Source organism: Rhodovulum sp. 12E13 (genome assembly GCF_003340565.1).
GTDB lineage: Bacteria > Pseudomonadota > Alphaproteobacteria > Rhodobacterales > Rhodobacteraceae > HLUCCA09.
The window spans coordinates 41654-54180 of the sequence record NZ_QPLK01000001.1 but is presented as its reverse complement, the minus strand read 5'-3'; the positions used below and the strand labels follow the sequence as shown (position 1 = coordinate 54180).

Annotated in this window: 11 protein-coding genes; 9 read left to right on the top strand and 2 right to left on the bottom strand. The window is 71.7% G+C overall.

The window, feature by feature from the left end; translation table 11 throughout:
- Positions 1–47: 47 nt before the first annotated feature.
- Positions 48–986: an N-carbamoyl-D-amino-acid hydrolase gene (locus DLJ49_RS00240; protein WP_115391506.1), complete on the bottom strand. Its 939-nt coding sequence runs from the start codon at positions 984–986 to the stop codon at positions 48–50.
- Entirely contained in the window at positions 986–2353 is a 1368-nt protein-coding gene (locus tag DLJ49_RS00235) for an MmgE/PrpD family protein (protein WP_115391505.1), read from the bottom strand. Before DLJ49_RS00235 ends, DLJ49_RS00240 begins: the two co-directional genes overlap by 1 nt.
- A 67-nt stretch (positions 2354–2420) precedes the next feature.
- Between DLJ49_RS00235 and DLJ49_RS00230 the strand changes: the two genes are divergently transcribed.
- Genes DLJ49_RS00230 through DLJ49_RS00190 form a run of 9 tightly spaced genes read left to right on the top strand, consistent with a single transcriptional unit; the run spans position 2421 to position 12489 of the window.
- Positions 2421–3185: an aspartate/glutamate racemase family protein gene (locus DLJ49_RS00230; protein ID WP_115391504.1), complete on the top strand. Its 765-nt coding sequence runs from the start codon at positions 2421–2423 to the stop codon at positions 3183–3185.
- 32 nt (positions 3186–3217) lie between these two features.
- Positions 3218–4093 carry a GntR family transcriptional regulator gene (locus tag DLJ49_RS00225; protein WP_115391503.1) on the top strand — a complete coding sequence of 292 codons (876 nt, stop codon included), beginning with the start codon at positions 3218–3220 and terminating at the stop codon, positions 4091–4093.
- Positions 4090–5364 (top strand): 3-isopropylmalate dehydratase large subunit, encoded by a 1275-nt coding sequence (locus tag DLJ49_RS00220; RefSeq protein ID WP_115391502.1) that lies wholly within the window; start codon positions 4090–4092, stop codon positions 5362–5364. The genes DLJ49_RS00225 and DLJ49_RS00220 overlap by 4 nt, the downstream gene beginning before the upstream one ends.
- Positions 5361–5861, top strand: coding sequence for a LeuD/DmdB family oxidoreductase small subunit (locus DLJ49_RS00215; protein ID WP_115391501.1), 501 nt, complete (start codon positions 5361–5363; stop codon positions 5859–5861). Before DLJ49_RS00220 ends, DLJ49_RS00215 begins: the two co-directional genes overlap by 4 nt.
- Entirely contained in the window at positions 5858–6718 is an 861-nt protein-coding gene (locus DLJ49_RS00210; protein ID WP_115391500.1) for an isocitrate lyase/PEP mutase family protein, read from the top strand. Before DLJ49_RS00215 ends, DLJ49_RS00210 begins: the two co-directional genes overlap by 4 nt.
- Positions 6715–8442 carry a hydantoinase B/oxoprolinase family protein gene (locus DLJ49_RS00205; protein ID WP_115391499.1) on the top strand — a complete coding sequence of 576 codons (1728 nt, stop codon included), beginning with the start codon at positions 6715–6717 and terminating at the stop codon, positions 8440–8442. Before DLJ49_RS00210 ends, DLJ49_RS00205 begins: the two co-directional genes overlap by 4 nt.
- Positions 8439–10481, top strand: coding sequence for a hydantoinase/oxoprolinase family protein (locus DLJ49_RS00200; protein WP_115391498.1), 2043 nt, complete (start codon positions 8439–8441; stop codon positions 10479–10481). The genes DLJ49_RS00205 and DLJ49_RS00200 overlap by 4 nt, the downstream gene beginning before the upstream one ends.
- Complete coding sequence (locus DLJ49_RS00195) at positions 10478–11095, top strand: cysteine hydrolase family protein (RefSeq protein ID WP_115391497.1); 618 nt, start codon at positions 10478–10480, stop codon at positions 11093–11095. The genes DLJ49_RS00200 and DLJ49_RS00195 overlap by 4 nt, the downstream gene beginning before the upstream one ends.
- On the top strand, positions 11095–12489 hold the full coding sequence (locus tag DLJ49_RS00190) for an FAD-dependent oxidoreductase (RefSeq protein WP_115391496.1): 1395 nt from the start codon (positions 11095–11097) through the stop codon (positions 12487–12489). Before DLJ49_RS00195 ends, DLJ49_RS00190 begins: the two co-directional genes overlap by 1 nt.
- The last annotated feature ends 38 nt before the right edge of the window (positions 12490–12527 follow it).

Below are 12527 nucleotides of genomic sequence, written 5' to 3'. Positions count from 1 at the left end.
CCCGCGCCGCGCGGCGCGGGACAACGCCGTTGCAACGGCGTTGCGCCCTACCCTGCCGTGCCGTCGGGGTGGATCACCCCAGTCTGGGCGGCGATCCTCGTGTAGTGCTCGATCCGACGATGGCGCTTGAAGTCAAAGATGGTCGACTTTCCGAATACGGTCGCGTCCATGTCGCAGGGGTGGACGACCAGCTCGTCTCCCTCCGTCTCGCCGCGCGCCACGATCACTCCGTTCGGATCGACGATCACGGTGCCCGCGTTCAGCGGGTGGCCGTCCTCCACCCCCGCCTTGGCGACCGAGACGACCCAGGTCGCGTTCTGGTAGGCGCCCGCCTGCACCGACAGGTCGGAGTGGAAGCGGCGCATTTCCGGCCCCTCGCCCGCGTTCTGCGAGTTCACCGAGGGCGTGTTGAAGCCGAGCATCACCAGCTCTACCCCCTGAAGGCCCATCTCGCGGTAGGCCTCGGGCCAGCGCCGGTCGTTGCAGATCAGCATCCCCATCCACGCGCCCAGGTTGCGGAAGACGGGAAAACCCAGATCGCCCGGCTCGAAATAGCACTTCTCGAGGTGCTGGAACGCGCGCTCGGGGTCGAACTCGGCATGGCCCGGCAGGTGGACCTTGCGGTACTTGCCGACGATCCTGCCCGCGCGGTCGGTCAGGATCTGGGTGTTGAAATGGCACCCCTCCGGCGTCAACTCGGCATAGCCGAGCGACAGCGCGATCCCGTGCTCCCGCGCCCGGTCGAAGAGCGGCTGCGTCGCCGCGTTGGGCATCTCGCGCTCGAACCACGCGTCGACCTCGGCCTGATCCTCCATCACCCAGCGCGGGAAGAAGGTGGTCAGGCACAACTCGGGATAGACGACCAGATCGCACCCCGCCGCCTTCGCCCGGTCGAGCAAGGCGACGAGGCGCGCGACCACCGCCGCGCGCGGCTCGGCCCGCTGGATGGGGCCCAACTGGGCGGCACCGATGACAATCTCGCGCATCAGACCGCCTCCGTCTCGGGCGTCGCGGCGCGTGCCATGCGCGTGAAAAGCGCGTCGGCCTCGCCCCCCGACAGGCCCGTCAGATCGTCCCAAACGGCAATCGCCGCGCCTTCGGGCCAGAGGCGACGGGTAAGCGAGAGATACTTGTCGCGAATCTCGCCGGGCGGGTAGGGGTCGGCCCAGTCGCCCCGGTTGGTCTCGGTCGCCGCGGTCAGCGTCTCTCCGCCCGCGAGGTGCAGCGTGACCAGCGCCGGGCGCTTGTCCGGCAGCGCAGCGGTCATGCCCTTGTCCTCGCGCACGCCGACGCGTGAAGCCAGCGCCCGGATCTCGGGATCGTCGACCCGCTCCTGGGTAAAGCTCTCCACCCCGGTCGAGCCCGTCACCAGCGCCGTCGCCACCGCGAAGGGCACGGAGAACTTCGCCCCCAGCACGTTGGCCGGCGCCGGATCGTCGAGTTCGACCGCCAGCGAATAGGTCGCCACCTCGACCCGCTCGATCTCGTCCGGCGACAGGCCCGGCCGCTCTGCCCTGATCTGCGCCAGCGCGTCGAGGGCGGCGTGGTTGTAGCGGCAGCAGGAGTGCATCTTGAAGTAGTTGCGCGCCACCTCCCACCGCACGCCGAGCGAGACGGTCAGCGCGCCCGCGTCGAAGCTCGACCCGGCGACGTGGCCGTAGACATGCGCGACGCCCTCCGCGTCTGCGGTGAAGCCCGCCGCCACCATGTCGCCCACGATCACGCCGGCCTGCGCGGCAAGACCAGTGAAGGCGTTGCGCACCGTCCCCCCCTCGAGCATCGTGCGGCGCGAGGTGGTCAGCCCGAGGCTCGCCGCCATGTTCATCGCCGTCCGCATCTGCGCCGCGTTGGCCCCCATGAGCCGCTGCACGGCGACCGCCGCGCCGATCGCGCCCCATGTGCCGTGGGGGTGCATCGCGGGGTTGGGCCGCGTGGCGATGCCAACCCGGGCGGCGGCCTCGTAGCCGAGCGCGACCGCGGCCAGCAGATCGCGCCCTGACACCGCGCCCCGCGCGGCGGCGAGCGAGAGCGCGGCGGGAACGACGTGCATGCCGGGATGCCCGCGGGCGAACTGGTTGCCCTCGTCCATCTCCAGCACGGTGCCCGCGGTCCCGTTGATCAGCGCGGCGGCGGCGGGCGTGGTCGTCACCTCCGTGCCCAGCAGCAGCGCCGGGCCGGGCGGCGCGAGGAAGGGCCGGGCGCGCAGGGCGGCGATGTCGGGCTCGGCCGCGCCGCCAACGATGGCGCCGACCGAATCCGCCAGGATCAGCGCCGTCCGCGTCAGCACGTCGGCAGGAATCGCCTCGGACGGGGTCTCGGCGCAGAAGGCCGCGAGCGTGCCCAGATGGTCCATCCTTGTATCTCCCCGCCTCTCCTGCTTCGTTCGGGGACGTTAGGGGCAGCCGGTGGGGAGGCACAAGATGAAGCGGGTTCTGGTGATCGTGCCCTTCCCGATGGACGAGCGGAACCTTGCCCAGCGCCGCGCGCAGCTCGACGCGGTGGAACTCGGCCCCGACATCGCGTTCGAGTTTCGCCCGGTTCGGGCGGCGCCGAAGAACTACGTCTCGGCCTCCGACATGGTGCTGGCCGAGGTCGGCGCGCTCGAGGCCGGGCTCGAGGCCGAGGCAGAGGGCTACGACGCCGTCTGCATCGACACGATGAGCGACAGCGGGCTGGCGGCGCTGCGGGCGGAACTGTCGATTCCCGTGATCGGGCCGGGCCGCGCCTCGGTTCTCATGGCGATGATGCTGGGCAAGCGGTTCTCCTACGTCGCCATGTGGCCGCACTGGAAGCACCTTTACGAGAAGGTGCTGGGCGAGTTGGGCGTGGCCCATGCCTGCGCCTCGATCCGCTGGATCGACGCGACGCCCGACAACCAGTCGCTTCTGGCTGGCAAGGAGAGCGAGATCTTCCCGCAGCTCGAGGCCGTTGCCCGCCGCTGCATCGAGGAAGACGGCGCCGACGTGATCCTGCTCGGGTCGACCACGATGCACGAGGCGCACGGCTACCTCGCCGAGCGGTTGCCCGTGCCGGTGGTGAACCCCGGCCCGCTGACCTACAAGCTGGCCGAGGCAGTGCTGGGGCTGGGGCTGACCCACAGCCGCGCCGCATGGCCGGCCAGCCCGGCGCCCCGGCGCGACGTGCTGCACGCGATGCTCGACGCGGTGGCGGCGAAATCCGCTTGACTGAATGACCTGTTGATATATCAACCCGCGTCATGGGTGACGTGGTGCAGAAGCCGGCGCGACCGGCCAGGGGCGATGGGGCGGCCGCCGGCGCGACGGGCGCCGGCGGCCCTGCGCTCGACCCTTCCAGCCCGCTGCCCCTCTACCAGCAGATCGTCGCCGTGCTGACGAGCCGCATCGCGGCCGGCGAGTGGGAGGTGGGCGCGCGGATGCCGGGCGAGCACGACCTCTCGGAGGAATTCGGCGTCTCGCGCATCACCGCCAAGCGCGCCCTCGACGAGCTGGCCGGGGCGGGGCTTGTCACCCGCGAGCGGGGTCGCGGCACGCGCCTGCTCGCGCCGACATCGGCGCCGCCGATGCAGAGCTCGATCGAGGGCTGGCTCGACCAGATGGCGCACATGCAGCGCACGACCGAGGTGCGCCTGCTCGACTTCGGGCCGGCCGCGGCGCCGCCTTCGGTCACCGGGGCGCTCGGGGTGGCGCCGGGGGCGCGGCTGCTGCGCACGGTGCGGGTGCGCTCGCTCGACGGTGCGCCTCTCTCGCATCTCACGGCATGGCTGCCGGAACCCGTCGCAGAGGGCATCACCGCGGCCGATCTCGAGGCCGTGCCGCTGCTCAAGCTGATCGAACGAGCAGGCGTGAGGGTGAACGCGGCCCGGCAGACCGTCTCGGCCACGCTCGCCGCGCCAGACGTCGCGCAGGCCCTGACACTCTACGCCGGTGCGCCGCTGCTCGAGGTGCGCCGGGTGGTGAGCGACGCCGAAGGGCGGGCGGTCCAGTATCTGCGCGCGCTCTACCACCCCGACCGCTACCAGATGGCCATGACGATGACCCGGATCGAGGGCGACGGCGGCATGCAGTGGTCGCCGGCCCCAGCCCTTCCGGGCCATGCAGGAGGCGAGGAATGACCGCGACGCTGGCGCAAAAGATCATCGCCCGCGCCTGCGGGCGCGAGAGCGTGACCGCAGGGGATGTGGTGACCGCTCGGGTCGACCTCGCGATGATCCACGACTCGGGCGGGCCGCGGCGCGTCGAGCCGATCCTCAAGGAGCTTGGCGTCGGGCTGTTCGACCCGGCGAAGGTCGTGCTGATCTCCGACCATTTCGTGCCGGGCGACACCGACGAGGGCGCGCGCATTCTCGACCTGACGCGCGCCTGGGCGCGGGAGAAGGGCGTGCGCTTCCACGACGGGGTGGGCATCTGCCACGTCGTGCTGCCCGAGAGCGGCGCGCTCAGGCCCGGCATGTTCGTCGTGGGCGGCGACAGTCATTCACCCACCGGCGGGGCCTTCGGCGCCTACATGTTCGGCATCGGCGCGACCGAGATGGCCGGCGTGCTGGCCACCGGCGAGATCTGGGTGCGCGTGCCCGGCACGATCCTGATCGAGTGGCAGGGGCGGCTTGGCCCCGGCGTGATGGCCAAGGACATGATGCTCGCACTCTGCGGGCGTCTGGGCATGGACGGCGGCAAGTACCAGGCGGTGGAATATACCGGCGAGGCCGTCGCCGCGCTGTCGATGCAGGAGCGGATGACAATGGCCAACATGGCCGCCGAACTGGGCGGTCAGACAGGCATGATCGCCCCCGACGCCGAGACCGCGCGCTTCCTTCGCGGCACCGGCGCCGACGTGACCGGCTGGGAGCAGGACTGGGCGTGGCTGCGCACCGATCCGGGGGCCGAACTGCAGGAGCACCACGTCTTCGACGCGGCCGCCCTGCCACCGCAGGTCGCCGCGCCGCATTCGCCCGCCAACGCCATGCCGGCGACGGAGGCCGGGAAGACAGCCGTGAACGTCGCCTATATCGGCGCCTGCACCGGCGCGAAATACGACGATCTCGCCGCCGCCGCCTCGATCCTGAAGGGCCGCACGGCCGCGCCGGGGGTCGAGATCCTGGTCGCGCCGTCTTCGAGGCGCGACCAGGACAGGGCGGCGGACGACGGCACGCTGGGCGTGCTGGAAGCGGCGGGGGCGAAGCTCCTGCCCAACGCCTGCGGCATTTGCGCGGGCTACGGCGCGCACCGGCTGGGCGCCGAGGTAACGTGCATCTCGTCGACCGCGCGCAACTTCAAGGGCCGCATGGGCGACCCGGAGTCGAAGGTCTGGCTGGGCTCGCCGCTGACCGTCGCCGCCTCGGCCGTGACGGGCCGCATCACCGACCCCCGCGAGGTGACGGAATGACCGAGACCCAACCGGGCCGCGTCTGGCTCTTCGGCGACGACATCGACACCGATCAGCTCGCCCCCGGCCGCTACATGCGCGGCGGCATCGAGCAGCTGGCCGCCCACTGCCTCGAGGCCGCCCGGCCCGATTTCGCCGCGGGCGTGCGGCCGGGCGACATCCTCGTGGCGGGGAAGAACTTCGGCATGGGCTCCTCGCGCGAGCAGGCGGCCGAAGCCCTGCGCCATCTCGGCCTCGCCGGCGTCGTCGCCCGCTCCTTCGCCGGGATCTTCTACCGCAACGCCATCAATCTCGGCCTGCCGGTGCTGACCGCGCCCGACCTCGCGGGCGTGGCAGACGGCGACCGCGCGACGCTCGCCCCCGAGACAGGCATGCTGCGGCTGACGGAGAAGGGCATCGACATCCCGACCGAGCCGATCCCGGAGAACCTGCGCGGCATCATCGCCGACGGTGGCCTCGTGCCCCACCTCAAGAAACGCTTCGCGGCGGCGCCATGAGCCTGCGCGAGATGCTGCAAGGCCCGGGCATCACTCTCGCCCCGGGCGTCCATGACGCGCTGACCGCGCTGATCGCCGAGCAGGCGGGGGCGCGGGCCGCCTACCTGTCGGGCGCGGCCATCGCCTATACCCGCTTCGGCCGGCCCGATATCGGCCTCGTCTCGATGGCCGAGGTGGCCGACACCATCGCCGCGATCCGCGACCGGGTGGACCTGCCGCTGATCGTCGACGCCGACAACGGCTACGGCAACGCGCTGAACGTGCAGCGCACGATGCGCGCCTTCGAGCGGGCGGGCGCCGCGGCGATCCAGCTGGAAGACCAGACGCTGCCCAAGCGGTGCGGCCACCTCGACGGCAAGACGCTCGTCTCGCCGCAGGAGATGGCCGGCAAGATCCGCGCCGCGGTGGACGCGCGGGCCGAGACGCTGGTGATCGGGCGGACAGACGCCATCGCGGTGGAGGGGTTCGACCGGGCGCTAGAGCGGGCCGAGCTGATCGTCGAGGCCGGCGCCGACGTGCTGTTCGTCGAGGCGCCGCAATCGGTCGACCAGCTCCGCACCATCGTGGAGCGGTTCGGGGATCGGGTGCCGCTGATGGCCAACATGGTGGAGGGGGGCAAGACCCCCCTGCAGGACACGAAGGGCCTTGAGGAAATGGGCTTTTCGCTCGTGATCTTCCCGGGCGGCATCGTCCGCGCGCTGGCCCGCACCGCGCAGGACTATTACGGCAACCTCGTCGCCACCGGCTCCAACGACGGCTTCCGCGACCGGATGCACGATTTCGCCGGGCTGAACGCGGTGCTGGGCACCGACGCCATGCTGGCGCTCGGCAAGACATACGATGGAGGGGGTGCATGATCGACCCGGTTACGCTCGCGATCCTCAAGGGCCGCTTCGAGCAGATCGCCGACGAGATGGACGCCACGCTGTTCCGCTCGGCCTTCAACCCGATCATCGCCGAGGCGCACGACGCCTCGCACGGCCTGTATGACGCGCAGACAGGCGAGACCCTGGTCCAGGGCAAGTCGGGCCTGCCGATCTTCGTGGGCGTCATGGCCTTCGCGGTGAAGGCGGTGATCGAGAAGGCGGCGGAGCGCGACGGCGTGGCCGAGGGCGACGTCTGGATCTTCAACGACCCCTACGACGGCGGCACGCACCTGTCGGATTTCCGACTGGTGAAGCCGGTGTTCCGCGACGGGCGGCTCTTCTGCTGGCTCGCCTCGGTCGGCCACTGGCACGACGTGGGCGGCAACGTGCCGGGCAACTACAACCCCGCCGCGACCGAGAGCTTCCAGGAGGGGATGCTGATCCCGCCGGTGAAACTCTACGACAGGGGCACGTTCCGGCAGGACGTGGTGGACATCCTCTCGGCCAATTCGCGCCTGCCGCTGTCGCTCTACGGCGACCTCAACGGGCAGATCAACGCGCTGGAGCTGGGCGAGCGGCGCCTGCACGAGCTGCTCGACGAATACGGGCGCGACCGGGCCGAGGAGGCGCTGGCCGCGCTGAAGGACCGCGCCGCGACGATGATGCGCGCCCAGATCGCACAGCTCCCGGACGGCACGGTGTCGGCCGAGGACTGGCTCGACAACGACGGGATCACCGACGAGCCTCTCAGGATCGCGCTCGACCTGCGGATCGAGGGCGACCGGATGGTGATGGATTTCTCCCGCTCCTCGCCCGCCTGCGCGGGGCCGGTGAACATCTCGCGCTCGACCTGCGTGGCGGCCTGCTACGTCGCGCTCAAGCACATCTTCGGCGAGGTGCCGGCCAATGCCGGGGTGCTGGAGCCGGTAGACTTCGTGATCGACGAGGGCTCGCTCCTTTCGGTGACCGCGCCCAAGCCCGTGGGCGGCTATACCGAGACGATCCTGCGCCTGATCGACGTGGTGTTCCAGGCGGTGGCGCAGATCGCGCCCGGGCCGGCGATGGCCTGCGCCTACGGCACGATCAACGCGCTGTCGCTGGCCGGCCACCGGGCCGACGGTCGGCGCTGGGTGATGTTCTCGTTCTTCGGCGGCGGGCACGGGGCGCACGGCGCCGGCGACGGGCTGAACCACGGCAACGCGCCGATCTCCACCGCCACGATCCCCCCGCTGGAGATCCTCGAGGCGGCCTACCCGGTGCGCTTCACCCAGTGGGCCTTGCGGGAGGATTCGGGGGGGCCGGGGCGCTGGCGCGGCGGCCTGGGCGCGGTCTACGAGATAGAACTGCTGGAGGAGAGGGCCGACGTGTTCCTCTTCGGCGAGCGGGGCAAGGTGCCGCCGCGCGGCGTGGTCGGCGGCGACGAGGGGGCGCCCAACCGCTTCTTCTACCAGCAGGCGGACGGCGAGCATTCGCCGCCGATGGTGTCGAAGATGATCGGCATCCACATCGCGCGCGGCCAGCGCGTGCGGCTCGAGACGCCCGGCGGCGGCGGCTACGGCGACGCCTTCGCGCGGCCGGCCGACGAGGTGCTGGCCGACGTGGCACGGGGCTACGTGAGCGAGGCCGCGGCGCGCGACCTCTACGGCGTGGCGATCTCGGGCGGCGCGGTGGACGACGCGGCAACCAAGACTATCCGCAAGGAGGCGGCGGAATGAGCGCCTACGTCATCGGCGTCGATGTCGGCGGCACCTTTACCGACGTTTTCGTGTGGGACGAGGCCGAGGGCCGCGTGACCACCACCAAGGTGCCCTCCACCCGCGGCGACCAGTCGAAAGGCTTCATCGAGGGGATCGGCCAGCTCGTGGCCACCTTTGGCGACATTCGCACGGTCGTTCACGGCACCACGGTCGGCACCAACGCCCTGCTCGAGCGCAAGGGCGCGCGCACGGGGATCGTGACCACGACAGGCTTCCGCGACGTGCTGGAGATGCGCCGCCGCGACCGGCCCACCACCTGGGGCCTGCGGGGCGCCTACACGCCCGTCGTCGACCGCCCCGACCGCCGCGAGGTGGCCGAGCGCGTGCTGGCCGACGGCACGGTGATGGAAAAGGTCAGCCCCGACGCCGTGAAGGCCGAGGCGCAGGCGCTGCGCGAGGCCGGGTGCGAGGCGCTCTGCGTCTTCTTCGTCAACGGCTACGCCAACGCCGAGAACGAGCGCATCGCGGTCGAGGCCGTCCGCTCCGTCTGGCCCAACGCCTATGTCACGGCGGCGACCGAGATCCTGCCCGAGATCCGCGAGTTCGAGCGGCTCTCGACCGCCACGCTCAACGCCTACCTCCAGCCCGTCGTGTCGTCCTACCTCGACCGGCTGGAGAGCGGCCTCGACGCGCAGGGGTTTGCTGGGCAGGTGCTGATCGTGCAGTCGAACGGCGGCGTGATGAGCGTGGGCAGCGCCAAGCGCACGCCGGTGCGCACCGCGCTGTCCGGCCCCGCCGCGGGGGTGATCGCCGCGCAGGCCATCGCCACGGCCGCGGGCGTCGAGAACATCGTGACCTGCGACATGGGCGGCACCTCCTTCGACGTCTCGCTCGTGGCGGGCGGCACCCCGGCGCTCGCGCCGCAGACCGCCATCGACTTCGGCCTCGTCGTGCGCTCGCCGATGATCGAGATCACCACCATCGGCGCGGGCGGCGGCTCGATCGCCACGGTCGACGCCTCCGGTCTGCTGCGCGTCGGCCCCGAAAGCGCGGGGTCCGACCCCGGCCCCGTCTGCTACGGGCTCGGCAACGACCGGCCCACCGTGACCGACGCGAACCTCGTGCTCGGCCGCATCAACCCCGACCGTCCCATCGGCGGCAAGCTCGACCGGCTCGACATCGACGCCGCCCGCGCCGCCATCGCCCGCGACGTGGCCGAGCCGCTGGGCATTTCGGTCGAGGCGGCGGCCGAGGCGATCCTGGCTCTGGCCAACGCCAAGATGGCCGGCGCGATCCGCCTCGTCTCCATCGAGAAGGGCCACGACCCGGCGAAGTTCTCGGCCATGCCCTTCGGCGGGGGCGGCTCGCTCCATACCGGGGCGCTCATCAAGGATGTCGGCCTGCGCTCGGCCCTCGTGCCGCGCTTTCCGGGCGTGACCTCGGCCTTGGGCTGCGTGGTGGCCGACATGCGCCACGACCGGGTGCAGACGGTGAACCGCCTGCTGCCGGAGATCGACGCGGGCGCGCTGGGCGCCGAGATGGCGCAGGCGGCGGACGAGACCGAGGCGCTGGTGCTGGCCTCCGGCACCACCTTCGACCGCATCGACCGCGCCTACGAGTTCGACATGCTCTATCTCGGGCAGACGCACACGGTGGCGGTGCCGGTCGAGATGGGCGAGGGGCTGACGCGCGAGGCCATGCAGGCCGCCTTCGATGCCGCTTACCGCACCGCCTTCGGCCGCCTGCTCGAGGGCATCCCGATGCGGGTGATGAACTACCGCGTGACGGTGATAGGGCGCCGCCCCGCCTTCGACATGGCCCTGTTCGCGCCAGAGGGCGGCGTCGGCGCGGCCGAGGCCCGCACCGGCACGCGGCGGGTCTGGGCCGAGGGGGCATGGCACGAGGCGGGCATCTATGACCGCCTGTCGCTCGCCACGGGCGAGGCGATCGCCGGCCCCGCGATCCTCGAACAGCCCGACACGACCATCTTCGTCGATCCCGGGCTGACCGCCCGGGTCGACCGCTTCGGCAACCTGGTCATCGAGAGGACCGCATGAGCACGCTCGAGAGCATCGACCCAGCCACCACGGCCCTGCTGATCGTCGATCTGCAGAACGACTTCCTGCACGCGCAAGGCGCCTATGCCCGCGGCGGCCAGACGTCGGAGGCCATCGCGGCGCTCCCCGCCCGCGTGCTGCCGGTCGCGGAGGCGCTGCGCGAGAAGGGCGGCTGGGTCGTCTCCACCCAGTTCACTCTGGTGCCGGGCAAGGGGGGCGTGCCTTTCATCTCGCCGCATCTGAAGGCGCTGCGCCCCTTTCTCGGCACGGGGGATTTCGCGCCGGGCGAGTGGGGCCACCGGCTGGTGGACGAGTTGCAGCCGGCCGACATCGTGGTGGAAAAGGTCGCCTATTCCGCCTTCTACCAGACGCGGATGGAGTTCGTTCTTCGCAAGGCCGGCATCGATACGCTGCTGGTCTGCGGCATCGTCACAAACGGCGGCGTCGCCTCCACCGTCCGCTCGGCGCATGTGCGCGATTTCCGCGTGGCGGTGCTGTCGGACGGCTGCGCGGCCTTCAAGCCGGAGGTGCACGAGCGCTCCATCGCCGACCTCTCCACCATCGGCCCGGTGATAACCTGCGCCGAGGCGCGGGCGCTGGTCGAGGCCGCCTGATGCCCCGCGTGGTGGAGGGGGCCCCCGACACGGCGTTTGCAGCCGACGTGGTGGTGATCGGCGCCGGTGCGTGCGGGCTCACGGCGGCGCTGCGCGCAGCGTCGCAGGGCGCCGAGGTGGTGGTGCTGGAGCGCGACGCCTCGCCGTCGGGCTCCACCTCCATGTCGTCGGGCTTCGTGCCGGCGGGCGGCACGCGCTTTCAGGCGGACAAGGGGATAGAGGACAGCCCCGAGCGGCTGGAGGCCGACATCCTCGCCAAGTCGTACGACACCTCCGATGCCCGCCTCGCCCGCCTCGCCGCGACCCATATCGGCCCGGCGCTCGAATGGCTCGACGACACCGCGGGCACCGAGTGGCACGTGCTCGACGACTTTCTCTATCCCGGCCATTCCCGCCACCGCATGCACGCGGTGCCGGAGAAGACCGGCGCGGCGCTCGAGGCCCGCCTGCTGGCCGCCGTGGCAGAGGCAGGGATCCCCGTGGTGACGGAGGCCCGCGCCGAGACGCTTTACACCGAGGGCGACCGGATCGCCGCTATTGGCGCCCTCCGCCCCGATGGCTCGGAAGAAGTCGTCGGCGCGGGGGCGGTGATCCTCGCCTGCAACGGTTACGGCGGAAACACCGAGATGGTCGCCCGCCACGCCCCCGAGATCGCCGCCGGCACCTATTACGGCCATGCCGGCAACACGGGCCATGCCGTCAGCTGGGGCGAGGCGCTCGGCGCGCAGCTCCAGCATCTGTCAGGCTACCAGGGCCACGGCTCGCTCGCGCACCCGCACGGCATCCTGATCTCCTGGGCGCTGATGATGCAGGGCGGGGTGCAGGTGAACGCCGAAGGGCGCCGCTTCGCCGCCGAGACGGGCGGGTATTCCGAGGCCGCCGTCAAGGTGCTGGCGCAGCCCGGCGGCGTCGCGTGGGACGTCTACGACGAGGCGCGCCACCGGTTCGGGCTGGAGGGCTTCCCCGACTACAGCGAGGCGGTGGAGGCGGGCGCGGTGCGCAGCGGAGCGGATGCGGCGGAACTGGCCGCCGCCTGCGGGCTGCCCGGGGACGCGCTGGCCGAGACGCTGGAGGAGGTCGCCCGCCTCGCCAGAGAGGGCGGCACCGACGCCTTCGGCCGCGACTGGTCGGGTATCGCGCCACCCCGGCCGCCCTTTCACGCGGTCAAGGTCACGGGCGCCCTTTTCCACACCCAGGGCGGCCTCGTGATCGGCGACGATGCCCGCGTTCTTCGCAAGGACGGTGCCGCCTTCCCCAACCTCTTCGCCGGCGGCGGCGCGGCCTGTGGCGTCTCGGGTCCGCAGGTCGAGGGCTATCTCAGCGGCAACGGCCTGCTCACCGCCATCTCCTTCGGCTGGCTCGCCGGCACCCACGCAGCGGCCGTCCGCCCCTGACGGAGCGGGCCGGGCGGAAGGCGCTTGCAAGCGCCTTG

Coding starts and splice junctions, on each gene's coding strand:
- DLJ49_RS00200 (WP_115391498.1), top strand. CDS start 8,439: ATGAGCGCCTACGTCATCGGCGTCGATGTCGGCGGCACCTTTACCGAC.
- DLJ49_RS00190 (WP_115391496.1), top strand. CDS start 11,095: ATGCCCCGCGTGGTGGAGGGGGCCCCCGACACGGCGTTTGCAGCCGAC.
- DLJ49_RS00205 (WP_115391499.1), top strand. CDS start 6,715: ATGATCGACCCGGTTACGCTCGCGATCCTCAAGGGCCGCTTCGAGCAG.
- DLJ49_RS00240 (WP_115391506.1), bottom strand. CDS start 986: ATGCGCGAGATTGTCATCGGTGCCGCCCAGTTGGGCCCCATCCAGCGG.
- DLJ49_RS00215 (WP_115391501.1), top strand. CDS start 5,361: ATGACCGAGACCCAACCGGGCCGCGTCTGGCTCTTCGGCGACGACATC.
- DLJ49_RS00220 (WP_115391502.1), top strand. CDS start 4,090: ATGACCGCGACGCTGGCGCAAAAGATCATCGCCCGCGCCTGCGGGCGC.
- DLJ49_RS00210 (WP_115391500.1), top strand. CDS start 5,858: ATGAGCCTGCGCGAGATGCTGCAAGGCCCGGGCATCACTCTCGCCCCG.
- DLJ49_RS00195 (WP_115391497.1), top strand. CDS start 10,478: ATGAGCACGCTCGAGAGCATCGACCCAGCCACCACGGCCCTGCTGATC.
- DLJ49_RS00230 (WP_115391504.1), top strand. CDS start 2,421: ATGAAGCGGGTTCTGGTGATCGTGCCCTTCCCGATGGACGAGCGGAAC.
- DLJ49_RS00235 (WP_115391505.1), bottom strand. CDS start 2,353: ATGGACCATCTGGGCACGCTCGCGGCCTTCTGCGCCGAGACCCCGTCC.
- DLJ49_RS00225 (WP_115391503.1), top strand. CDS start 3,218: ATGGGTGACGTGGTGCAGAAGCCGGCGCGACCGGCCAGGGGCGATGGG.